The organism is Flavobacterium sp., assembly GCF_031411595.1.
Lineage (GTDB): Bacteria > Bacteroidota > Bacteroidia > Flavobacteriales > Flavobacteriaceae > Flavobacterium.
Genome location: NZ_JANOBI010000030.1, coordinates 102602 through 126987, shown reverse-complemented (window position 1 = coordinate 126987; position 24386 = coordinate 102602). Strand labels below are relative to the sequence as shown.

The window sequence follows — 24386 nt, the reverse complement described above, 5'->3', positions numbered from 1 at the left end:
CCACCATCAACCGTGTAAGTAACTATGGCATTTGGCGTTCCTGTAAAAGTTATCGTAGCAGTGGTACCTGAACAAATCGTCGTGGTTCCGGTAATGGTTGCTGTTGGTATCGCTTTTACTGTAACAGTAACTGAACCAACTAACGTTTGAGTACAATTTGGAGTTCCATTAGAAGCAACACTAACTAAATCATAAGTGCTGTCTGCTGTCAATGCAGGTGTGGTGACCGTACCATTTCCTGCTGCATCCAAAGTAATGGTTTGGTTTAATCCGCCATTAACAGTATAAGTAACTGTAGCACCAGCTGTACCCGTAAATGTTATCGTCGTAGTAGTTCCAGAACAAATCGTAGTAGCTCCTGAGATACTTGCCGTTGGTAAGGCTTTTACCGTTATGGTTACAGACCCTGTTAGTGTTTGTGTACAATTTGGAGTGCCATTCGTTTCAACACTCACCAAATCATAAGTACTGTCTATTGTCAATATAGGCGTGGTAACCGTACCATTTCCTGCAGCATCTAAAAGAATGGTTTGGTTTGTACCACCATCAACCGTATAATTTACTGTAGCATTTGGCGTGCCCGTGAAGGTTATCACAGCAGTAGTTCCAGAACAAATTGTTGTAGTCCCTGAAATACTTGCTGTTGGTAATGCTTTTACAGTTATAGTTACTGAACCTGTTAGTGTTTGCGTACAATTTGGAGTTCCGCCAGTCTCAATACTCACTAAATCATAGGTACTGTCTATCGTTAAAATTGGAGTCGTAACCGAACCATTTCCTGCAGCATCCAAAAGAATAGTTTGGTTTGTGCCGCCATCAACGGTGTAAGTTACTGTAGCATCTGCTGTACCTGTGAAAGTTATCACAGCGGTAGTTCCTGAACAAATCGTCGTGGTTCCTGTAATGGTTGCTGTAGGTATCGCTTTTACTGTAACAGTAACTGAACCAACTAACGTTTGAGTACAATTTGGAGTTCCATTAGAAGCAACACTCACTAAATCATAAGTGCTGTCTGCTGTCAATGCAGGTGTGGTAACTGTACCATTTCCTGTTGCATCCAAAGTAATGGTTTGGTTTAATCCGCCATTAACAGTATAAGTTACTGTAGCGCCAGCCGTACCGGTAAATGTTATTGTCGTAGTAGTTCCCGAACAAATCGTAGTAGCTCCTGAGATACTTGCCGTTGGTAAGGCTTTTACCGTTATGGTTACAGACCCTGTTAGTGTTTTTGTACAATTTGGAGTGCCATTCGTTTCAACACTCACCAAATCATAAGTACTGTCTATTGTCAATATAGGCGTGGTAACCGTACCATTTCCTGCAGCATCTAAAAGAATGGTTTGGTTTGTACCACCATCAACCGAATAATTTACTGTAGCATTTGGCGTGCCCGTGAATGTTATCACAGCAGTCGTTCCAGAACAAATTGTTGTGGTCCCGGTAATGGCTGCAGTTGGTAATGCTTTTACTGTTATAGTTACTGAACCTGTTAGTGTTTGAGTACAATTTGGAGTTCCATTAGAAGCAATGCTCACTAAATCATAGGTACTGTCTACCGTTAGAATTGGAGTCGTAACCGTACCATTTCCAGCAGCATCCAAAAGAATAGTTTGGTTTGCTCCGCCGTCAACCGTGTAAGTTACTGTTGCATTTGGTGTTCCTGTAAAAGTTATCGTAGCAGTGGTTCCCGAACAAATCGTCGTGGTTCCGGTAATGGTTGCTGTTGGTAAAGCTTTTACTTCTATAGTCGTTGAAATCGTACAAGTGTCGGTGATGCCTGTATCTAAAGTAACTACAAACGTATAAGTTCCCGCCAAATTCGGTGTTCCTGAAATCGTAAAAGTACTCCCTGAAAAAGAACCTGTAACGCCTGGTGGTAAATCCGGCACTACAACAGAACCTGCTGTTGCACCCGTAGATGAAGTGTAAGTTATTGGTGTTATTGCCGTTCCTACACAAACCGTCTGTGATGAAGATGAAGCGGTAATCGTACAACTACAAGGTATAATTTCAACAGTGGCATCTGTAGTAAAAGCCGGACACAAAGCCGTTGCTGGAATTGTATACGTTACAGTATAAATTGCAGGCGTACTTGTCGAGGCATCAATAGCACCCGTTGTAGCATTAATCGTTAAGTTAGGCGAAGATGCTGTAAAAGAACCGCCCGATGTTAAAGCAAATATCGTGGGCGATTTCGGTGTCGCATCATTATTACAATACGGACTGGCGGTGTAAGCAAAAGTACCCGAAGGACTTGACACCACATCAATAACAAAAGACCTGACATTAAAACATCCTGTTGTGACAAGATCTTCTATACGAACATATATCGTTTTAGGAACTAACGGAACTTGATAAGTAGCTAAATCAGCAACTGAAAGATAATCAATATTGTTTGGAGCATCATTTTTTGCATCATCATAACGCTCATAATATTTGATACTGTAATTGCCTTGATCTGCCACAGGAACTGTACTCAACATCGCAGCATTCTGATCTATGTTTACGGTATAAGGTGGCAAACTAGAAGAACAAAAAGTAATGTTTTGTGGATCAGCCACAGGCAATGGTGTTGCCACGCCAACAGAGACATCATCTCTAACAACGGCTATGGTACCATCACATCTTTTATATTTAACAACAGCAGAATAAGTACCAGTAACTGTCGGACAAACCGTTAGTGGATTTTCATTAATGCTTCCTATAGGAAAACCATTCAACTCCCAACTAAGTTCCGTAGTCGTTGGCGTTGGTGCTGCATTCGGATAAAAACGCCAAGCTTCATTCGTTGTTCCCCATGTACCGGTATTTCTTCCTGGTGGTACTGAAGCCAATGTGCCCGCTTGATTTTGTATTCCTATTAAACCGCTACCGGAATTCCATCCCACACAGGAACTTCTTTTACTTACCAAAACATCAATAATATTGGTAGTTTCATGAATTACGATTTGACTCGTTTGAAAACCCACACTGGCATTACAACTAAATTGAGGCAATTCATTAAAATTAGCAACAAAAACTCGGTTAGGAGCAGCATTCACTCCGGTATCCAAAATATAATAATTTACGTTTTGAATTAACGTGTTCGTTACTGGTGGTGATGCAATGTTAGTATCTTGGTATACTCCGTAAATCGCATTTTTAATTGGGAAACCTGCGCCTGGTATCGTTGCTGTAAAAGGCCAATTACAATATCCTAATGGCACTTGACCTAACAAATCGAAAGTAATTACCCCGTTGGTTCCTACCAAAACATTATTATAACAGTTTCCATAGAAATTAAATATGAATGGTAAAGTAACAATTGGCGACCAACTATCATCTCCTGTGGCAGGAATTACAATTCCACCCGTAAAAGGAAAAGTTGGTGCGAAAGGAACGGAACACACCGTATAATCTGTAGGTGTACTAATTTGTGTATAACGAGCTAATAAATCCGTGCATTGTCCTAAATTACAAACGGCTTGCGGTGTATCAATATTAACTTCTGCAAGCGGCAGACTAGAGCCAGGAATGCTGCAAAATGGAATTACCGTAATGGTTACGCTACCCGATAATGGCGTTAGACAAGCACCAACAGTAGCACTTACTAATGAAAAAACAGTGGTAGTATCAATATAAGGAATGTTATAATATCCAATACCTGACGAGTTTAAAACAACACTACCGGCTCCTAAAGTGGAAGTAAAATTAACCGTTACACCCGGCGTGCCATAAAAAGTAATCGGAGCAGATTCGCCCGGTGCAATAGAGGTACTTCCAAAAATGGTAGCTGTTGGAACACTCAATGTTGCTGAACCAGTTATATTTTGACTGCAATTGGTGGTCCCGTTAGAATTAACAGTAACCAAATCATAAACAGCAGTAGCTGTCAAAGCCGCTGAAGTGACTGATGCATTACCAGTGCCATCCAAAAGAACCGTCTGATTCGCGCCATTGTTTATGGTATAATTTACAGTAGCATTTGGCGTTCCACTAAACGAAATAACACCTGTAGCTCCAGAACAAACATAAGCGTCTCCCGAAATAGTAGCCGTTGGTAAAGCAAGAACGTTAATCGTAGCAGTCCCTATTTGATTTTGTGAGCATGTTGGAGCGTTAGCATTAGAAACACTGACTAAATTATAATTAAAAACACCAACAGGAGCACTCGGCACAGCAACAGACACACTATTCCCTAAACCAGTAGTTACTGATAAATTAGGTCCTCCATTGATATTGTATACAAAAGTATAAGGTGCTATTCCATTAGCCCCTGTTAAAGTAATCGTATTGCCTAAACTATTTAAACAAATAGAACCAGAACCAGAAATAGTTGCAGTAGGTAAATCTAAAACATTGACAGTAGCAATCCCTGATTGATTTTGTGAACATTGCGGAGCATTAACATTTGCAACACTTACTAAATTATAATCAAAAAGACCTGAAGTGGTTGTATCTACTGGTAGCGTTACACTATTATTACCAATGGTTGAACTTATGGTTTGATTAGTGCCACCATTAATATTATAGGTAAAAGTATATGGACTTATACCATTAGCACCAGTAAAAGTTATCAAATTTCCAGTGTTATTCTTACAAACCGTTGCCGAACCTGAAATCGTTGCAGTTGGTAAATCTAAAATATTAACAACAGCTGTTCCTGATTGGTTTTGTGAGAATACCAGCGCAGTCCCATAAGATACGCTTACTAAATTATAATTAAATAAACCCGAAGCAGTCGTAACAATTGGGAGCGTAACACTATTATTACCAATGGTTGAACTTATAGTTTGGTTAGCACCACCATTAATATTATAAGTAAAAGTATATGGAGCTACTCCGTTAGCACCTGTAAAAGTAATCAAGTTTCCCGCACTGTTCTTACAAACCGCAGTCGGACCGGAAATCGTTGCCGTTGGTAAAGTCGCAAAAGCAATATCATCTATAGCAAAATCGTTTCCTGTTGCATTAGTTTCGCTATCGCGCATGGTAATGATCGCACTAGTACTGGCACCTGAATTCCATGTAACCGAAATTTTTAACCAATTCCCACAAGTGATTGTTGTTGGAGCTGAAACCGCAGCGCCTGCCGAAATGCCATTAATAAAAGTCTCTAATAATGCCGGATTGTTCGTATCGAATGATTGTACCCAATAACTAAAAACATAATTTTTTCCGGCTTGTACAGGAATGGTTTGCGACCAAACTCTAACAGTAGAACCTAAAACCGAACCATCAAAAACCATCATATTGCCTGTTCCCGAAGTATGATCCGGACAATTAGGAAAATTCACAAACCACGCATTGGGATTGGTCGTTATTCCATAAAGTCCTTGAGCAGCGGAAACATCAGTTACAGTATAAACATAATCTGTAGCGAAACCTGTATTTCCTGCTGTGAAATCCCCATTGGTTACTAAATTTTGTGAATATATTTTGGGTATACTCATGAGAATGAGTACAAAACAAAGTAAAAGCTTTTTCATTGGTTGGTTTTTTTTGGCAGCGAAATTTACAAAAATTTTGCAATTATTTATTCTAAAACTTAAATAACTTTAAAATTTAACACCCTTTGAGATAGTTTAGTTTTTATTATTTATCTTTGAACCTTAAAAAAAATTGCTACTATAATTACACTTCTTAATGACAACAAACGACGAATTCCAAGACGAAATTGGAGACAATCACATTCCATCCAAAGCCACCAACCCCATACGAAATGATGCTTTTGACATCACCGATGAACAAAAAATCGAATCCATAAAAAAAGACGTGCAGAGCATCCTGCTCACACTCGGTATGGATCTTACCGACGACAGTCTTAAAGGCACTCCAAACCGCGTCGCAAAAATGTTTGTGAAAGAAATTTTCGGAGGTCTAAATCCCAACAAAAAACCCAACACTTCTACGTTCGATAACAATTACAAGTACGGTGAAATGTTAGTAGAAAAAAACATCACACTCTACTCTACTTGCGAACACCACTTGTTGCCCATCATCGGCAGAGCGCACGTAGCTTATATTTCTAACGGAAAAGTCATTGGCCTTTCCAAAATGAATCGCATCGTAGATTATTTTGCCAAAAGACCACAAGTGCAAGAACGCCTCACCATGCAAATCGTACAAGAATTACAACGCGCATTAGGCACCGACGACGTAGCTTGCGTGATCGATGCCAAACATTTGTGCGTCAATTCAAGAGGCATCCGAGATATTGAAAGCAGTACAGTAACCGCCGAATACGGAGGTCAATTTAAAAACGAATTGAAACGCCGCGAGTTTTTAGAATACATTAAATTGGAAACGAAGTTCTAAAAAAGTTTGCTTATTTTTAGGAGCTGATTCCCGCTATCATTCCAATCTTTTTTGTTTTATTGCATGTCATTCCGACTAAGGAGGAATCTCTAAAAACAAAAAAGGATTTTCCCTTCTATCGGGGCTAGGGCAAATCGTATATATTGCACTATCAAATAAACAGATAACCGAATACACAAATCACAATGCCACTTTATAAAAATCAAACCCTAAAAATATACAACTCGCTCTCTAGCGAGAAGGAACTCTTCAAACCCATTCACGAAGGCAATGTCGGTATGTATGTCTGCGGGCCAACCGTATACAGTAATGTGCATTTGGGTAATGTCAGAACCTTCATGTCGTTTGATGTGATTTTTAGATACTTGCTGCATTTAGGTTATAAAGTGCGTTACGTGCGCAACATCACCGATGTGGGCCATATCGTAGATGATGTCGATGAAGGCGAAGACAAAATTGCCAAAAAAGCCAGACTTGAACAATTAGAACCGATGGAAGTCGTGCAACGTTATACCGTAGATTTCCATGAAATTTTAAGCGAGTTCAACTTCCTTCCGCCAAGCATCGAACCCACAGCAACAGGGCATATCATCGAGCAAATTCAGATCGTACAAAAAATCATCGACAGCGGTATCGGTTACGAATCGAATGGTTCTGTTTATTTTGATGTAGTCAAGTTTAACGAAACCAACCATTACGGGCAACTCAGCGGCAGAAACATCGAAGACATGCTCGCCAACACCCGCGATACCGATGGGCAATCCGACAAGAAAAATTCACAAGATTTCGCACTTTGGAAAAAAGCCGAACCGCAACACATTATGCGATGGCCTTCCCCTTGGGGCGATGGTTTTCCGGGCTGGCATTTAGAATGTACCGCCATGAGCACCAAATATTTGGGCAACCAGTTCGATATTCACGGCGGCGGTATGGACTTAAAATTCCCTCACCACGAATGCGAAATCGCACAAAACGAAGCTTGCACCGGAAAAACACCGGTCAATTATTGGATGCACGCCAATATGCTTACTTTAAATGGTAAGAAAATGGCAAAATCAACCGGAAATAACATTCTGCCTCGTGAGATTCTGACGGGTGACAGTCCGTTTTTGAGTAAAGCATTTTCGCCAAGCGTAGCCAGATTTTTTATGTTGCAAGCGCATTACCGAAGCGTACTTGACTTTTCCGATGATGCGATTGTTGCAGCCGAAAAAGGCTACAACCGATTGATGGAAGCGATGGGACTTTTATTTGAAATTAAAACTGCTAACCAATCAACAGTTGATATTGCAACTTGGAAACAATTTTGTTATGATGCGATGAATGACGACTTCAACAGCCCGATTTTAATTGCACAATTGTTTGAAGGCGTACGCTTTATCAATATTTTAAATGACGGTTCCGCAACCATAACGGCGGGCGATTTAGAAATTTTTTCCGCTGCTATGAATGCTTTTGTGTTTGATGTTTTAGGATTGGTCAATGAAAAAGAAACCGGCAACAATACGCAAAAACTAGAAGGTGTAGTGCACATGCTTATCGGTATGCGCAACGATGCCCGAGCTAATAAAGACTTTGCAATGTCGGATCAGATTCGAGATCAGTTGATTGCTTTGGGCATTCAGTTGAAAGATGGGAAAGACGGAACGACGTTTAGTCTATGATTGTTGTAGGTTCTAGGTTGTAGGTTCGATTAAGTTAACCTACAACCTAGAACCTACAACTTACAACACCAAATATGTTTTCTAAAATTCTTAGATTTCCATTCCTTCTACTAATTCGATTTTACCAAGTCGCCATTTCTCCATTCACTCCGGCAACTTGCCGATTCGAGCCTACTTGCTCCCATTATGCCATAGAAGCTATAAAAAAACACGGCATTTTCTATGGAAATTATCTCGCTATTAAAAGAATTTTAAGCTGTCATCCTTGGGGGAAAAGTGGATACGATCCGGTTCCGCAAAAAAAGTCAAGTCGTAAAGATTAACTTATTATAAGGAAAAATATATTTTAAATCTTTATTTTTACAAGAAATCATAAAACCCCAACTATGAATACAGCGTTATCAATCATATGGAATCCAACAGAAGGTATCGATCTTGGTTTTTTTGTCATCCGATACTACAGCTTGATGTTTGTCATTGCTTTCGGTTTGGGATGGTATATCACGAAACGTATTTTCGAACGTGAAAACGAATCCTTAGAAAAACTGGATTCTTTATTTATCTGGACCGTTTTAGCCACATTATTAGGTGCCAGACTCGGCCATGTTTTCTTCTATGATTGGGAATATTACCGCAACCATCTTTCCGAAATATTGCTACCTTTCCGATTTGACCCTACTTTTGAATTCACTGGTTTTCAAGGATTGGCAAGTCACGGTGCTGCCATAGCGATTATTATTGCGATGTATTTTTTCAGTAAAAACATCATGAAAAGACCGATGCTTTGGGTACTCGATCGCGTAGTGATTCCCGTAGCCAGCGGTGCTATTTTTGTTCGGATTGGTAATTTCTTCAATTCTGAAATTGTGGGAACGACAACTGATTCGGTATTAGGGATTAGATTTGTTAGGGATTATTTTAGTCCACGTGAGGCAATGAGTAGAACACAAATTCCAAATGCGAAAGAGGCTTATCATGCGATTGTGAATGACCCGAAATTTGCGATGCTATTGCAAGAAGTTCCTGCCAAACATCCGGCGCAATTGTACGAATCGGTTTGTTATGTATTCGTTTTTGCGATACTGTTTTTCTTGTATTGGAAAACCAACGTCAGAGAACGCTTAGGCTTTTTATTCGGTTTGTTTTTAGTCTTGCTTTGGTCAGTGCGATTCGCTGTTGAATACGTTAAGGAAAGTCAAGGTGGCATTGAAGAATATCTAGGATTATTCTCTACCGGGCAATGGCTTAGCATTCCGTTTATACTGATTGGATTGTATTTTATTTTCACCGCTGACAAACCTATTGAAGGAGAATAATGCGCAACGTTTAAATTGTATCCGGATTATGATGCTTGATAAAAATCACAATCAATATTATCGATCACCTATTTTAGACGGTTTGGAGTTTTTACATGCGAAGAACCACAAAATAAGCTTTCCATTTCATTCTCATCCGACTTTCAATATTACTTTAATATTAGACCATCCTTTTGCTACAAAATTGGCCGATCGATTGATGCATGCACCAAAAGGAAGCTTGTTTATCAGCAATCCTGATGAAGTGCATGCCACGCTTTGTGAAACCCAATTGGGGAATTCTTTTTACACGTTTTATGTCGCTCCCGATGTCTTAAAAAAATTAAACAATCACAAATCTGTTTTCTTCAACGACAGGACAATATACGATGCCGATTTATTTGAGGCATTGTATTTTGTCGCTCAAAATTTCGGCAATTCCGATTTCCTTTTGGAACAAAAACTTATGCCGCTATTAAAGCGATTGGTTTTTCATCATTCGACGGCAATGCCTCATTTAGATTCAGAAACACAACTCTTCCGTAAATTCATCGAAGAGGAAACTTTCGAAAAATTCTCTCTCGATCAAACTGCACTAAAATTCGGGCTTGATAAATACAAATTCTTAAGGTTATTTAAAAACGAGACTGGTTTAACACCTAATAATTTCATTATTCAGCAACGTATCGAGAAAAGCAAAAAACTGCTGCAGTCGCAAAATGACATACTAGATATCGCATTGGAAACAGGCTTTTATGATGCTACGCATTTCTGCAAGCATTTCAAGAAAGTCACCGGTATCAGTCCGGGTATGTTTCGTAATGCTTAAATAAACTGCAATATCATACTATTCGTTTTGTAGCTACGATTGTATTTTTGTAGCCTATAAATCAAACGACATGCATCATGAAAGCAATCTTTTTCCTTCTTTTTTTGTTACCGATGGTCATTCACGGACAAAATCAAAAACAATCTTCAACGCGGTATCATGATGATTTCAATTTTTTTTGGACCACCATTCAGGACGAATACTGCTACTTCGATAAAAAACAGACCGATTGGCCAAAAGTAAAAACCACTTATGCTCCAATTGCAGATACGATAACCCATCGAGAGCAATTTATTTCGTTACTCGAAAAAGTATTCTGTGAAATTTACGACCATCATGCCTCGTTGAATACGAATACCGATCTTTCCCAAAAGATGGTTCCTTCCAGTACCGATATTTGGGCCGAGTATAGCAATAACCGAGCAATCATTACCGAGATAAAACATGCATCAAACGCTGAAAAAAACGGAATGGCTGCGGGAATGGAAATCTCTGCCTTCAACAATATTTCAATAGATGAAGCCATCAAACCCTTTTTGGGATCTTGTGTCGCTTCTGAAAATAATGAAATGAAATCCTACGCGCTGCGGTTATTGCTTGCAGGAAATCACATACAGCATCGAAAAATCACTGCCAAAATCAACGGAAAAACGGCGGATTACTTTCCTGAAGATGGCCAATTACCTATAAGTAATTTCAAGGAAATTGCCAGAATTGAATCTTCTGTAAAACAAGGCATCGGTTATATCAGTATAAATGATTGCCTCTATGACAATGCACTCATTCCCGAATTCGACCAAGTGATGAAACAGATGAAAACCACAAAATCATTGGTTTTAGATTTGCGGAATACGCCGAGTGGCGGTAATACTACCGTTGCAAAAGCAATACTCGGTTGGTTTATTGACCAAGAGCATTTTTATCAAAAACATGAATATACCGCTGAAGAAAAAGCAACCGGCATTAAAAGAAGCTGGATGGAAATCGTTTCACCACGAACCGGTTTGTATTATGGCAAACCATTGGTAATCCTTGCAGATCATTGGACAGGAAGTGTAGGCGAAGCTATTGTGATTGGATTTGACGCGTTGAATCGTCCGAAAACCAAAATTATCGGCACCAAGTTAGCGCGATTGAACGGCGCGATATCAACTTTTGAAATGCCTGATTCAAAAATAAAATTCTCGTTTCCGAATGAAAAATTATTTCACATCAACGGGAAGCCTAGAGAGCTTTTTGAACCAGTGATAACGATTGATCTGATCAAAGAAAAGCCCACTGCTGCCTTCGATCCTTTTATGCTAAAAGCGACACAATATCTGAATAGCGTAACGAAATAAGTTTTAATTTAGGGATAGAAAATTCAGCAACAACATACAAATTGATTCCTTGTTCTTATGAAAGACAACTTTTCATCGGCTTCCGAACAATATGCGCTTTATCGCCCAACGTATCCCGATACTTTTTTCAGTTATTTGAAAACGCTGATTCCGTTACCAAAAACCGCTTGGGATTGTGGTACCGGAAATGGTCAAGTGGCTGTGAAACTGGCTTCGTTTTTCGAAACGGTTTATGCTACTGACATTAGTGAAGCACAAATTAATCAGGCTCCAAAACTTGATAACATTTTTTATTCCGTTCAGGCTGCGGAACAAACCACTTTTTCAGACAACACTTTCGAACTTATCATGGTGGCGCAAGCGATTCATTGGTTTGATTTTGAAAAGTTTTATGACGAAGTGAATCGTACTGCGAAAAACAACGCGTTATTGGTTGTGATTGGTTATGGTCGATTAGAGATTGCTACTGAAATCGATGCGTTGATTGATACGTTTTACAAAGATGTGATTGGATCCTATTGGGATGTGGAAAGGCACTATATTGATGCACTTTATCAAACGATTCCTTTTCCTTTTGAGGAAGTTGCTATACCGAATTTCAATAATACTTATGAATGGACGTTCGATCATTTGTTGGGTTATTTATCGACTTGGTCGGCAGTGAAGCATTATATCAGAATCAATGGTGTAAATCCGGTTGACGAGCTTGCTGTAGATTTGAAAAAAGTTTTTGGAAATGAATTGCGGGAAGTGAATTTTCCTTTGTTGTTGCGGATTGGCAGAATCTTGAAATCATAACTGCACCCTAGCCCCGATAGAAGGGAAAATCCTTGACATTGGGAGATTGCCGCGCAAGCTCGCAATGACAAGATTGGAATGATAGCGGGAAACAGCTCCGAAAAAACTTAGCAACTCAGAACCTTAGCAACTTAGTACCTAAAAAAAAGCCCGATATCACTATCGGGCTTTTTCTATAGATAAAACTAAGATTACTCTTGGTTGTGCTCTGCTTCAATTCTTTTGTGTTCTGCATCAGAAATCGTATCACACAATACCGGTGTTGCGATGAATAATGAAGAATAGGTTCCTACCACAATACCAATCAACATCGCGAAGATGAAACCTCTGATGGATTCGCCACCAAAGACAAACATGATTAACAATACCAAAATCATCGTTAATGATGTATTGATGGTTCTTGACATGGTTGAGTTGATCGATTTGTTTACGATTTCGTTGAAGTTACCTTTGGTTTTTCCACCTAAATATTCACGAACTCTGTCGAATACGATTACGGTATCATTCATGGAATATCCGATTACGGTTAGAATCGCTGCGATGAAATGTTGGTCGATTTCCATTCCGAATGGCATGTATTTCCACAATAGCGAGTACATTCCCAATACGAAGATTACGTCATGCGCTACCGCTGCTAGTGCTCCTAAACTATATTGCCATTTTCTGAAACTGATTACTAAATAGAGGCATACGATCAGCATCGCTCCAAGTACCGCCCAGTATGAGTTGGTTTTAATATCATCCGCAACTGTTGGCCCTACTTTAGACGCCTGAAGTATTCCATATTTTTTACCATCATAACTATTTACGAATCTTTCGTAGGTCATGTTGGCATCGAAATGCTTTTTGAGGTTATCATAAAGGATTCTGTTTACCGCTGCATCAGCATCAGTTCCTGGTTCATCTACTTTATATTTCGTTGTAATTTTTAGTTGGTTGTCCTTACCAAAGATTTTGGCTTCAGCACTTCCATCGAATGCTTTTAATAAGTCTTCACGAACCACTTCAGCAGAAATCGCTTTTTCGAAATGCACTTGGAACGTTCTTCCACCTTTGAAATCTACACCGTAATTCAATCCGTGTGTGTATAATGAAATAACACTAACCACACAAACAATAAGTGAAAATGCGTATGTATACTTTTTAATTTTAAGGAAATCGAAATGGAAGTTCGTAAAGAAGTTTTTAGAGAAACCGGTTACGAAAGTTAATTTGTTGCCTCTGTTGACACTCCAATCCAATAAGATTCTTGTGATGAAGATTGAGGTGAATAATGAAGTTGCAATACCTATTAATAAGGTAGTAGCAAAACCTTGAATTGGACCTGTACCGAAAATCAACAATACGGCACCCGTTAGTACGTGAGTAACGTTCGCATCAACGATAGAACGCATCGCACCTTTCCAACCGAATGATGCTTTGATAGCTTCTTCGATGGTTTTTCCTAATCGGAGTTCTTCTTTCGCTCTTTCGTAGATGATGATGTTCGCATCGACGGCGGTACCCATGGTTAATACGATACCTGCGATACCCGGTAATGTTAATACCGCACCTAAGCTAGCTAAGATTCCGAACAAGAATAATAAGTTGACGATTAATGCAATGTTGGCGAACCAACCTGCTTTTCCGTAGTACACTAGCATCCATAAAGCAACAATCAATAATCCGATTAAGGCTGAAGTTGTACCGTTATCGATCGCTTCTTGACCTAATGATGGTCCAACCACTTCTGATTGTACGATTTCTGCAGCAGCTGGCAATTTACCGGCTCTTAAAACGTTGGCTAAATCTTTAGTTTCTGTAACATCAAAAACACCTGAAATTTCAGAACGTCCGCCTGAAATTGGACCGCTGGTTACACCCGGAGCAGAATATACAATATCATCTAAAACAATGGCGATGTAACCTTTTGTGTTGTATGCTTTTCCTGTTAATTCTTCCCATGCTTTAGCACCGGCACCACTCATTTGCATCGTTACCGATGGTTTCCCTAATTGGTCGAATGAATCTTTGGCATCGGTTACTACACCACCACTCATCGAAGCTTGGTTGTCGCGGTTTCCTTTTAAAGCATACAAACCAACAGTGGTTACTTCTTTTTTGGTTTTCTCATCTACATCAGTTGATGGTTTTCCCCAAACAAATTTTGCGTAACGTTTGTCAGCAGGCAATAAAACTTTGATATCTTGTCTTTTCAAATAAGTGTTGATCGCTGCAGTATCTTTAGGATCAACAACTGCTAGGATTGCACCACCACCTTGACTTACGAATTTATCCAATAAAGGATTTTGTCCTTTTTTCGTAGCTGTTGAATCTTTTACTTTATCATCCGTCAGTAATTTATTGATCGAATCGTTGGCTGCGGTTTTAGTTTCAGCTACTGGAGTGGCCGCTTTTTCAGTTAATTTCAAGGCATTGTTGGCAGCCATTAAGAAATTACCCAATTCATCGATTTTGTAAGTTTCCCAGAACTCTAACTGCGCAGTACTTTGCAATAATTTTTTGATACGGTCTACATCTTTCGCACCCGGAAGTTCTACAAGGATTCTTCCTGATTGTCCTAATTTTTGGATGTTAGGTTGCGTTACACCGAATTTATCGATACGTTTTCTAAGTACTTCAAAAGCAGATTCGATAGATTCGTCTACTTTTCTGCGAATTACTTTTTTCGCTTGATCATCGGTCATTTTGAAGTTGATTTCGTCGCCTAAAGTTTTATTAGCAAAAATATCAGGAGAAGCTAATTTTGTAGTTCCGGCTGAAGCCGTTTCAAATTCTCTGAAAAATACGTCTAAGTAATCTTCATTACCTTGACGATTTTTAGTGGCATTAGCCAATGCTTGATTGAAAACAGGATTTTTAGAATTGTTCGACAATCCTTTGATAATGTCTTTTACAGAAATTTGCAATTGCACATTGATTCCACCTTCAAGGTCAAGACCTTTATTGATTTTTTTGTCTTTCACTTCATTATAAGTGAAATCTGTAAATCCGAGATTGAATACTTTTTCTTTCCCGATGGAATCTAGATATTTTAATTCTTTTTCGGAATTGCCTTTCGCAAAAAGCTTCGCATCATTTTCAACATTTTGCGATACGAAAGTGAAAGAAAGTTGGTAAATACTTACCAATGCAAATAAAATTGCAAAAAATTTAACGAGTCCTCTATTCTGCATTATTACTAATAATTAATTAATTTTTGTTTGTAATGTTTTGTTTATTTGTTAAAACCGTCATGAATTTTTAAAATTTAATTTAAATATTAAAAACACAACAGTCCTCGCATTTTTTAAAACGAGCAAATATATAATTTACGATAAGATTAACCAATTTATTTATCGATTAATCTCAAAAAAAAGACTGCAAACTTGCAGTCTTCTTTATATTATGTATAAAATCTTAAGCTAAAACTGATTTCAAATCAGCGTTCATGTTGCGAACCGCATCCGCGCTCTTAGCAAAAGCCGCTTTTTCAGCATCGTTTAGTTTGATGTCTACAATTTTCTCGATTCCATTTTTACCGATGATGCAAGGCACACCGATACAAATATCGCTTTGTCCGTATTCGCCTTCAAGCATTACTGAACAAGCAATCATTTTCTTTTGGTCGTTCAAAATGCTATCTACTAAATACGCTACAGAAGCACCCGGTGCATACCAAGCAGACGTTCCAAGCAATCCTGTAAGTGTAGCACCTCCAACCATCGTATCCGCAGCTACTTTATCCAATTGCTCTTGCGATAAAAATTCAGAAACCGGAATACCATTATAAGAAGCCAATCTCGTTAACGGAATCATTGTCGTATCACCGTGCCCACCAATCACCATTGCTGACACATCGTTTGCAGGTTTGTCTAATGCTTTTGATAAATAGTATTTAAAACGTGAGCTGTCTAAAGCGCCACCCATTCCGATAATTCTGTTTTTTGGTAAACCTGTTGCTTTCAAAGCCAAGTAAGTCATTGTATCCATTGGATTCGAAACCACTACGACAATTGTGTTTGGAGAATGTGCCAATACATTATCAACTACTGATTTTACGATACCCGCATTGATTCCGATTAATTCCTCACGTGTCATTCCGGGTTTTCTTGGAATTCCTGAAGTAATTACGACTACATCGCTGTTGGCCGTTTTCGAATAATCATTGGTAATACCGGTTACTTTTGTGTTAAAACCCGTATTGGTAGCACATTGCGAAATATCCATCGCCTTGCCTTCTGCAAAACCTTCTTTGATATCCAACACTACTACTTCACTGGCAATTCCTCTGTACGAGATTACGTCAGCACAGGTCGCTCCTACGTTGCCTGCTCCTACTATGGTAACTTTCATTTTTTTATGTTTAGTCGTTTATTTGTATAATCGTGTAATCGCTAATTGTTGTTGTTTTTTTAAGAAGCTAATCCCGCTATCATTCCAATCTTTTCTGCCGAACAACGGCAAAAAAGGATTTTCCCTTCTATCGGGGCTAGGACAATCGTTTCAAACAGTGCATTCGATTAAACGATTACACGGCTCCACGATTCAACCCTTTCTACGCGTCAATCTTCGCATACACCGCATTCTTCTCAATGAATTCTCGACGAGGCGGAACCTCATCACCCATCAACATTGAGAATACCCTGTCGGCTTCTGCTAAACTATCAATATTCACTTGGCGTAAAGTTCTATAATTTGGATCCATCGTAGTTTCCCACAATTGCTCTGCATTCATTTCACCCAAACCTTTATAACGTTGAATGGCTGCACTTCCACCCATTTTCTCATTCGCGATATCGCGTTGATCATCATTCCAAGCGTATTCTTTTTTGTTTCCTTTTTTTACTAAATATAAAGGTGGTGCTGCAATGTAAACATGCCCTTCTTCAATAAGCTCTTTCATGAATCGGAAGAAGAACGTTAATATTAAGGTAGAAATGTGACTACCATCCACATCGGCATCACACATGATGATTACTTTATGATAGCGTAGTTTTTCTAAGTTCAAGGCTTTGCTGTCTTCGGCTGTTCCAATGGTGACACCTAACGCTGTAAATATATTTCGTATCTCTTCGTTCTCAAATACTTTGTGGTGCATCGCTTTTTCAACATTCAGAATCTTACCACGCAAAGGCAAAATCGCTTGAAAGTTTCTGTCGCGGCCTTGTTTGGCTGTTCCACCTGCCGAATCTCCCTCGACAAGATATACTTCACATTTTGCTGGATCTTGCTCTGAACAATCTGATAATTTTCCTGGCAAACCACCACCGCCTAAAACGGTTTTACGTTGCACCATTTCACGAGCTTTCTTCGCTGCGTGACGCGCTTGTGCTGCCAAAATTACTTTTTGAACAATGATTCGAGCATCATTTGGATTTTCTTCCAAATAGTTTTCGATCATTTCGCTCACGGCTTGGCTTACAGGAGAAACTACTTCTCTGTTACCCAATTTGGTTTTGGTTTGACCTTCAAACTGAGGTTCAGCCACTTTTACAGAAATGATGGCAGTCAATCCTTCACGGAAATCATCACCAGCAATTTCGAACTTCAATTTATCGAGCATTCCAGAAGCATCGGCATATTTCTTCAACGAACGTGTAAGTCCGGTTCTGAAACCTTGTAAATGCGTTCCACCTTCGTGTGTGTTGATATTATTTACGTAAGAGAAAATATTCTCTGTATAACTGGTATTGTATATCAAAGCCACCTCAACCGGAATTTCTCCTTTTTCATTATCCATCGAAATCACGTGCGAAATAATCGGCTCGCGGTTTCCATCGAGGTAACGGATGTACTCTTTCAACCCTTCATCGGAATGAAAAATTTCTTGAACAAAATTCCCGTCTTTATCGAGTTCTCTTTTATCGGTAAATGTAATGGTGATTCCTTTATTCAAATACGACAATTCACGCATACGTGCTGAAAGCGTATCATAGGTAAAATCTGTAGTTTGTGTAAAAATGGTATCGTCAGGATAGAACGTTTGCATCGTTCCTCTTTTGGTCGTTTCCCCGATTTGTTTTACAGGATATAATGCTTTTCCTCTTTCGTATTCTTGCTCGTAAATTTTTCCGTCTCTAAAAACGGTTGATCTCATGTGTTTTGAAAGTGCATTTACTACCGAAACACCGACACCGTGCAATCCACCCGAAACTTTATACGAGTCTTTATCAAATTTACCTCCGGCGCCGATTTTAGTCATCACGACCTCCAGTGCGGAAACGCCTTCTTTTTTGTGCATGTCGACGGGAATTCCACGTCCGTTATCTTCAACAGTAACAGAGCCATCTTCATTAATAGCAACGCCAATCGTGTCGCAATGACCGCCCATAGCCTCATCAATCGAGTTGTCTACAACTTCGTAAACCAAATGGTGCAACCCTCTTACACCAACATCTCCAATGTACATCGATGGACGCATTCTTACGTGCTCCATTCCTTCTAATGCCTGAATACTATCTGCCGAATAATTGTGCTTCTTGATTTCTTCGCTCATAAAAATTTTCTCTAAAAAATGTATTTTTTGTATAACACGCAAATATATAAAAACAGTAGTGATATCATAGTTTAAATACCACTTTTAAAGGGGAAGTTATCAACATTTTGTTGATTTATTGTTGATGCATTTTGACTCCCGTTCCAAAGGCTTTTGCATAGTTAATTTCACCATAATCAAAGCGGACGCCATCAGCAATATCGCTACTCAAAAGCAACGCACCATCGGCATCCAAATAATCTAAAAGTGAAGCGATTTGGCTCAACCCAGAAATACCCACTGTAGATTCAGTCATACAACCTGCCATCAATAGCAATCCTTTTGATCTGGCATTTTCAATCATGCGAAGCGCAGGTGTAATGCCTCCGCATTTCATCAGTTTGATATTGATTCCGTGAAAGATTTCTGAGCAACTTTCGACGTCTTCTTCTCGTTGGCAACTTTCATCAGCTATAATCGGCAAAATCGACTGTTGTTTTACGAGTTTCATGCCTTCGATATCTTCTGCTTTTAAAGGCTGTTCAATAAATTCTACATTTAATTCTTTTAAGATTTTGGCATTCACAATCGTTTGTTCTGCTGTCCATGCGCAATTGGCATCGATTCTGAAAACGGCATCGGTGATTTCACGCAAGTGTTTTACAATTTCAATATCATTAGGCATTCCCAATTTGATTTTATAAATCGGCCACGGTTTTTCTATAATTTTCTGTTGCATCATCGCCAAAGAATCGATTGCGATGGTATAGGAAGTTAATGGTGTTTTTGGATTTTCTTCAGACCAATAACTGCGTAATGTCTTTTGGTTTTTCCTCGCATAAAAATCCCAATAGGCGATATCTACGGCACATAACGCAAAGTAATCATCGGAAATGATTTTAGACAACTGCTGCCAAAGTTCGCTTGGATGCATCTCTGAACTGGCATCGACAATCGGTTTTGCTTTTAACAAACTCGCCGTCAATCGTTCTTGTGTGCTGTGATAATAGGGATTGGCAGTGGCTTCACCATAACCGAAATGGATGCCGTCAGAAATGCAAACGATTACTGTTTTTTGAATATTTACTGTGTAGCGAGAAATCGTAAACGGATGTTGTAATGGTAGGTCGAAGAATTGGAAAGTAATTTTCATTTGAATTTAAGTTAGCACACCGATGACACGGATAACGCTAATTTACATGGATTTTTTTAATAACAAAAAAAAGCGTTGACCGAAATCAACGCTTCAAAAAAAAATACAACCAAACTATTTATATAAAACCAACTTTATATTTTTACATAAGCGTCATCATGCACGCTTGCTACTGCTCTTCCTGATGGATCGTTCATATTTTTGAACGCTTCGTCCCATTCTAAAGCTATTTTGGTGCTGCACGCTACACTCGCCTCTTGCGGAACCGATAAAGCCGCGGCATCGCTTGGGAAATGTTCGTGAAAAATGGAACGGTAATAATATTCCTCTTTCGATGTCGGCGTTTGAATTGGGAATTTATATTTCGCATTCGCTAATTGTTCATCCGAAACTTCTTTGGCTACGACTTCTTTAAGCGTGTCAATCCAACTGTAGCCTACGCCGTCACTGAATTGTTCTTTTTGTCGCCATGCCACACTAGCCGGAAGCATGTCTTCAAAAGCTTTGCGAAGCACCCATTTTTCCATGCGTTCGCCATTGATCATTTTATCTTGTGGATTGATGCGCATCGCAACATCCATAAATTCTTTATCTAAGAAAGGAACTCGACCTTCGATGCCCCAAGCGGCTAGGCTTTTGTTCGCACGCAAGCAATCGTACATGTGCAATTTGCTTAATTTACGAACGGTTTCCTCGTGAAATTCTCTGGCATTTGGCGCTTTGTGAAAATACAAATAACCGCCAAACAATTCATCCGAACCTTCGCCGGACAATACCATTTTTATGCCCATAGATTTGATGACACGCGCCATTAAATACATCGGCGTTGACGCTCTAATCGTAGTGACATCGTAAGTTTCTATATTGTAAATTACATCGCGAACGGCATCCAAACCTTCTTGAATCGTGAATTTTATTTCGTGGTGAATCGTCCCCAAATGATCGGCTACTTTTTGAGCTGCCGCCAAATCTGGCGAACCTTCTAGACCTACTGCAAACGAATGCAATTGTGGATACCAAGCATCTACAGTATCTCCAGATTCGATTCGTTTTTGCGCATATTTTTTAGCCACAGCAGAAGTAATTGAAGAATCCAAACCGCCCGAAAGCAATACACCGTACGGAACATCACTCATGAGTTGACGGTGTACTGCAGCTTCGAGTGCTACTTTTATAGCTTCAATGCTAGTTTCGTTGTCTTTTACTGCGTCGTAATCTGTCCATTCTCTTTTGTACCATTGCACGAATTCGCCGTCTTTACTTGACATATAATGACCTGGAGGGAATAATTGAATTTTGGTGCAATAACCTTCAAGTGCTTTCAATTCAGATGCAACGTAAAAAGTACCATGTTGATCCCAACCGATATACAATGGAATAATGCCCATATGATCGCGAGCGATAAAGTATTCGTCTTTTTGAACATCATAAATAGCGAACCCAAAAATACCATTCATTTCATCTAAAAAACGAACGCCTTTTTCTTGGTATAATGCCAATATCACTTCGCAATCGCTTTCGGTTTGGAAATGGTATTTTCCTTCAAATTGTTTGCGTAATGCTCGGTGGTTATAGATTTCACCATTGGCTGCGAGGATCAACTGTTTGTCTTCGCTGAAAAGTGGTTGTTTTCCTGAAGCCGGATCTACAATCGCCAAACGTTCGTGCGCCAAAATCGCTTTATCATTACTGTAAATACCACTCCAATCCGGGCCGCGATGGCGGATGATTTTTGCCATTTCCAAGACTTGTGGCCTTAAAGTTTCTGACTTTTGTTTGAGATCGAAGGCGCATACAATTCCGCACATAGCTGTATAATTTATTTATTGATGTATTTTTATTGTGAAGCAAATTTGAAGTATTGATTCAATAATTAAAACTAAAAAATCAAAATTGATTATAAATTATAACTATAAATTCAATTTTACATTAAATATAAAACTTAAAATTTAAAAACAATAAATTAAAGTTATAGACTGAAATAAATTGGACCCTATTACATTTACCCAATTCAACACCATCACTAGAAGATTTATAACAACTGAATAATCGTTCTTCCTGCATCCAAATCCAATTGATCCTGATTAAAACCTACAACGAAGTTCGAATGCTATTTATGGATTAAGTAATAATTGTCCAAATGAAAATTTAAAGCAGTACAAGCAATGATCAATACTAATGTTTAGGCTATACTCTCAACCACATAAGTAGAAGCTAGAATTTCAAAACTAAATCCAACTTCTTTTCCCAGCAAGTTACTTCCCAATGGCGATTGTGGAGAAACCGCAATGATCGTTTTGTCTTCTATAGTAATTTTAGGCAAAGCTGTGGCGACAAACAACCACATGCCGTTGGCTTGCACCAAACTTCCCAACCCTACTTTTTTGAGGTTTTGGTTGACATCAATTTTATCGAGTATCGCTTTTTGATCTATAAATTCGTGCAGTTTTCGATTGAGTTTTTCTTGTTCGATATGCATCATCGACAACGCAGTTTCATGCTTATCGCCTGCTGAACCTTTAGCATCATTCTTAGAATCTTCAGTCAAAGCCACAATCATATCGCGAAAGACATCGATTTTGTCTTGAAGTAAAAGTGAATAATGTTGGTGGATTTTTTGTTTGAGTGTCATGAGGAAAGGTGCTGAGTTGCTGAGGCACTAAGGTTCTGAGGCTTGAAATTCAATACCTTTGATTATTCTGCCTTATTATAACGGTACAAAACTTAGTACCTCAGTACCTTAGAACCTTAGTACCTTTAATCTAAAAATCAAATTTATAATTCGCCCCCAACATCACCTGAAACGACTGCACCGGATAATTGAGCCATTTCTCATAATTCTGATTCGCAATATTATTCAATCGGAGAAAAGCGGTGAAGCGGTCATTATATTTATAACCAACATGCGCATTGGCATCGAAATAACTTTTTACAGTTTTGGTATTGTCTGCTGCTACTAAAGTCAATATATCTGTATTGGTTTGGTAGTCTTTTCGGTCGCCTACAAAAAACACATTGGCACCGGCGTACCATTGTGGTGTAATGGTTACATCGAGGTTTGCGCCGAATTCCACTTTGGGTAAATTCCACGCTTCTTTCTCATCTTCTAAGGTGTATTTGTTGAAGGTTCCGTTGATTCCTAATGAAACATTTTTTGAAAAATCGGCCTTCAATTCACCATACAATTTCATCGTGCGTACGAGATCATATCGTACATCAAACGAATTTCCGTATTGGTATCTTTCCTGATTCAATGCTTCGCTGTAATCGTGGGCCACAAACATCGCTTTGTTTTTTTCATTGATTAACGAACCGCGCACATTGTAACTTACATAATTCGACAATTTCCCTTTCAAACCGGCGTAGACATCATACTGTTTATCAGTTGGTGCTATGATTAAAGTTGGAGAAACATACGGGTTTTCATTCGTGAAATCGCGATAGGAATTTTGCTCTAAATCGCCATCAATACCTAAATAAAACTGCATCAAGTCGCCTACAACTTTCAAATTGGCATTCGCTCGTGGGTAGAAAAATAATTCACTGTCGCTGTTTTCATTATCCATGGCATAATACAAACCCGCTCCGATATTGAATGACCAATCGTCTTTTTTCATTCCGAAACTTGGATAAACGCCCAACTTGGTTACGCCGTATTTAATATCTTTTACACCGTTATAATCTTTGTAGAACGAACCGCCAACGTAATCTGCTGTAATTTCAGTCGTTACTCTTTTATCCAGAAAGTCAAAAGCGAGTTTCGGCTTGGCGTAAAAGCGGCTTTCTCTTGAACCGTAAGCATCCCAAAATGCGTTGTATTTCACAGCCATATCGCTGAAAATACTTTCGTTGAATTTGACTTTCCCACCCACATAAAAATCATGATAGGTTTGCACTTTATTAATATCTTCAATAATATCCTCACGATCTACAGCCGTTAATGTCGCGCCGAAATCTTCAGGCAATCCGTACCAAAAATACTTCTGTATTTGGTAACCCATATCGGCATTCCAAGACAATTCTTTGCGCTTGCTACCGTAGGTTAAATCTAGTGAAGTGTTCAGAAATTTACTGTCAACTTCAATGCCTTTCACATTCGTTAATGAAGACAAATGCTTTACTGTACCGGCAACATAATCATTGTCACCGACATTTTCCGTTACATACAATTCACCAAAAATATCGAGATAACTTCCGATGCCACCGGTCACATAATTTTTGTATAAACGTTCTTCAGCAGTCTTATCAACATTAGCAGCTTTTCCTTTCGATGGTGTAAAGGTTGACGCTACGGGAAAAGAAAAAATCGAATACTTGATGGGTTCTTTTTTGGTGTTGTCTTCGTCTTCCAAAGTCGGTGTTTCCTTTACTTTGAAAGCATCGGAAATCGTTGGCGTGTAGGGTTTCACAACATTGACCACTTCAGTTCCGATATTCTCGTCTTTCTTTTGAGCGGAAAGATGAACCGTTGCGAACAGTGTTATTAATAGGATATATTGAAGTTTGATTTTCATAGTTTTTTTTTTTGAGGTTCTAAGTCTCTGAGGTTCTGA

Annotated in this window: 15 protein-coding genes; 7 read left to right on the top strand and 8 right to left on the bottom strand. The window is 39.0% G+C overall.

Going from position 1 to position 24386, the window contains the following annotated elements; all coding sequences use genetic code 11:
- A partial coding sequence (locus tag RMO03_RS07150) for a beta strand repeat-containing protein (RefSeq protein ID WP_409024912.1) occupies positions 1-5468 on the bottom strand: 5468 nt, incomplete at its 3' end.
- 157 nt (positions 5469-5625) lie between these two features.
- Between RMO03_RS07150 and folE the strand changes: the two genes are divergently transcribed.
- The 7 genes from folE (at position 5626) to RMO03_RS07115 (ending at position 12223) form a co-directional block, all read left to right on the top strand.
- Positions 5626-6297 carry a GTP cyclohydrolase I FolE gene (gene folE / locus RMO03_RS07145; RefSeq protein WP_309641410.1) on the top strand — a complete coding sequence of 224 codons (672 nt, stop codon included), beginning with the start codon at positions 5626-5628 and terminating at the stop codon, positions 6295-6297.
- Positions 6298-6482: 185 nt separating this feature from the next.
- On the top strand, positions 6483-7961 hold the full coding sequence (cysS, locus tag RMO03_RS07140) for a cysteine--tRNA ligase (protein WP_309641409.1): 1479 nt from the start codon (positions 6483-6485) through the stop codon (positions 7959-7961).
- A gap of 74 nt (positions 7962-8035) precedes the next feature.
- Positions 8036-8284: a membrane protein insertion efficiency factor YidD gene (gene yidD, locus RMO03_RS07135; protein ID WP_309641408.1), complete on the top strand. Its 249-nt coding sequence runs from the start codon at positions 8036-8038 to the stop codon at positions 8282-8284.
- A 63-nt stretch (positions 8285-8347) separates the two neighbouring features.
- Entirely contained in the window at positions 8348-9277 is a 930-nt protein-coding gene (lgt, locus tag RMO03_RS07130; protein ID WP_309641407.1) for a prolipoprotein diacylglyceryl transferase, read from the top strand.
- Between the two features lie 28 nt (positions 9278-9305).
- The gene (locus tag RMO03_RS07125) at positions 9306-10085 is read left to right on the top strand and encodes an AraC family transcriptional regulator (RefSeq protein ID WP_309641406.1); all 780 of its coding nucleotides are present in this window, start codon (positions 9306-9308) and stop codon (positions 10083-10085) included.
- Between the two features lie 77 nt (positions 10086-10162).
- A complete protein-coding gene (locus RMO03_RS07120) occupies positions 10163-11425 on the top strand; it encodes a S41 family peptidase (protein ID WP_309641405.1) in 1263 nt (420 codons plus the stop codon).
- Between the two features lie 57 nt (positions 11426-11482).
- Positions 11483-12223, top strand: a complete 741-nt coding sequence (locus RMO03_RS07115; RefSeq protein WP_309641404.1) for a class I SAM-dependent methyltransferase — start codon at positions 11483-11485, stop codon at positions 12221-12223.
- Positions 12224-12414: 191 nt separating this feature from the next.
- On the opposite strand, the gene secDF is transcribed toward RMO03_RS07115, so the two are convergent.
- The 7 genes from secDF to RMO03_RS07080 all read right to left on the bottom strand — a co-directional run bounded on the left by secDF (position 12415) and on the right by RMO03_RS07080 (position 24347).
- Entirely contained in the window at positions 12415-15399 is a 2985-nt protein-coding gene (gene secDF / locus RMO03_RS07110; protein WP_309641403.1) for a protein translocase subunit SecDF, read from the bottom strand.
- 223 nt (positions 15400-15622) lie between these two features.
- Positions 15623-16558, bottom strand: coding sequence for a malate dehydrogenase (gene mdh / locus RMO03_RS07105; RefSeq protein WP_309641402.1), 936 nt, complete (start codon positions 16556-16558; stop codon positions 15623-15625).
- Between the two features lie 202 nt (positions 16559-16760).
- Positions 16761-18701, bottom strand: coding sequence for a DNA topoisomerase (ATP-hydrolyzing) subunit B (gene gyrB / locus RMO03_RS07100; protein WP_309641401.1), 1941 nt, complete (start codon positions 18699-18701; stop codon positions 16761-16763).
- A gap of 115 nt (positions 18702-18816) precedes the next feature.
- Positions 18817-19833 carry a dipeptide epimerase gene (locus RMO03_RS07095; RefSeq protein ID WP_309641400.1) on the bottom strand — a complete coding sequence of 339 codons (1017 nt, stop codon included), beginning with the start codon at positions 19831-19833 and terminating at the stop codon, positions 18817-18819.
- A gap of 134 nt (positions 19834-19967) precedes the next feature.
- Positions 19968-21641, bottom strand: coding sequence for an asparagine synthase B (gene asnB / locus RMO03_RS07090; RefSeq protein WP_309641399.1), 1674 nt, complete (start codon positions 21639-21641; stop codon positions 19968-19970).
- Positions 21642-22015: 374 nt separating this feature from the next.
- Positions 22016-22465, bottom strand: a complete 450-nt coding sequence (locus RMO03_RS07085; RefSeq protein WP_309641398.1) for a hypothetical protein — start codon at positions 22463-22465, stop codon at positions 22016-22018.
- Positions 22466-22595: 130 nt separating this feature from the next.
- Positions 22596-24347, bottom strand: coding sequence for a TonB-dependent receptor (locus tag RMO03_RS07080; RefSeq protein ID WP_309641397.1), 1752 nt, complete (start codon positions 24345-24347; stop codon positions 22596-22598).
- Positions 24348-24386 lie beyond the last annotated feature (39 nt).

Excerpts from the sequence above, each read along its gene's own strand:
- folE (WP_309641410.1), top strand. The coding sequence starts at position 5,626 with ATGACAACAAACGACGAATTCCAAGACGAAATTGGAGACAATCACATT.
- cysS (WP_309641409.1), top strand. The coding sequence starts at position 6,483 with ATGCCACTTTATAAAAATCAAACCCTAAAAATATACAACTCGCTCTCT.
- yidD (WP_309641408.1), top strand. The coding sequence starts at position 8,036 with ATGTTTTCTAAAATTCTTAGATTTCCATTCCTTCTACTAATTCGATTT.
- lgt (WP_309641407.1), top strand. The coding sequence starts at position 8,348 with ATGAATACAGCGTTATCAATCATATGGAATCCAACAGAAGGTATCGAT.
- RMO03_RS07125 (WP_309641406.1), top strand. The coding sequence starts at position 9,306 with ATGATGCTTGATAAAAATCACAATCAATATTATCGATCACCTATTTTA.
- RMO03_RS07120 (WP_309641405.1), top strand. The coding sequence starts at position 10,163 with ATGAAAGCAATCTTTTTCCTTCTTTTTTTGTTACCGATGGTCATTCAC.
- RMO03_RS07115 (WP_309641404.1), top strand. The coding sequence starts at position 11,483 with ATGAAAGACAACTTTTCATCGGCTTCCGAACAATATGCGCTTTATCGC.
- secDF (WP_309641403.1), bottom strand. The coding sequence starts at position 15,399 with ATGCAGAATAGAGGACTCGTTAAATTTTTTGCAATTTTATTTGCATTG.
- mdh (WP_309641402.1), bottom strand. The coding sequence starts at position 16,558 with ATGAAAGTTACCATAGTAGGAGCAGGCAACGTAGGAGCGACCTGTGCT.
- gyrB (WP_309641401.1), bottom strand. The coding sequence starts at position 18,701 with ATGAGCGAAGAAATCAAGAAGCACAATTATTCGGCAGATAGTATTCAG.
- RMO03_RS07095 (WP_309641400.1), bottom strand. The coding sequence starts at position 19,833 with ATGAAAATTACTTTCCAATTCTTCGACCTACCATTACAACATCCGTTT.
- asnB (WP_309641399.1), bottom strand. The coding sequence starts at position 21,641 with ATGTGCGGAATTGTATGCGCCTTCGATCTCAAACAAAAGTCAGAAACT.
- RMO03_RS07085 (WP_309641398.1), bottom strand. The coding sequence starts at position 22,465 with ATGACACTCAAACAAAAAATCCACCAACATTATTCACTTTTACTTCAA.
- RMO03_RS07080 (WP_309641397.1), bottom strand. The coding sequence starts at position 24,347 with ATGAAAATCAAACTTCAATATATCCTATTAATAACACTGTTCGCAACG.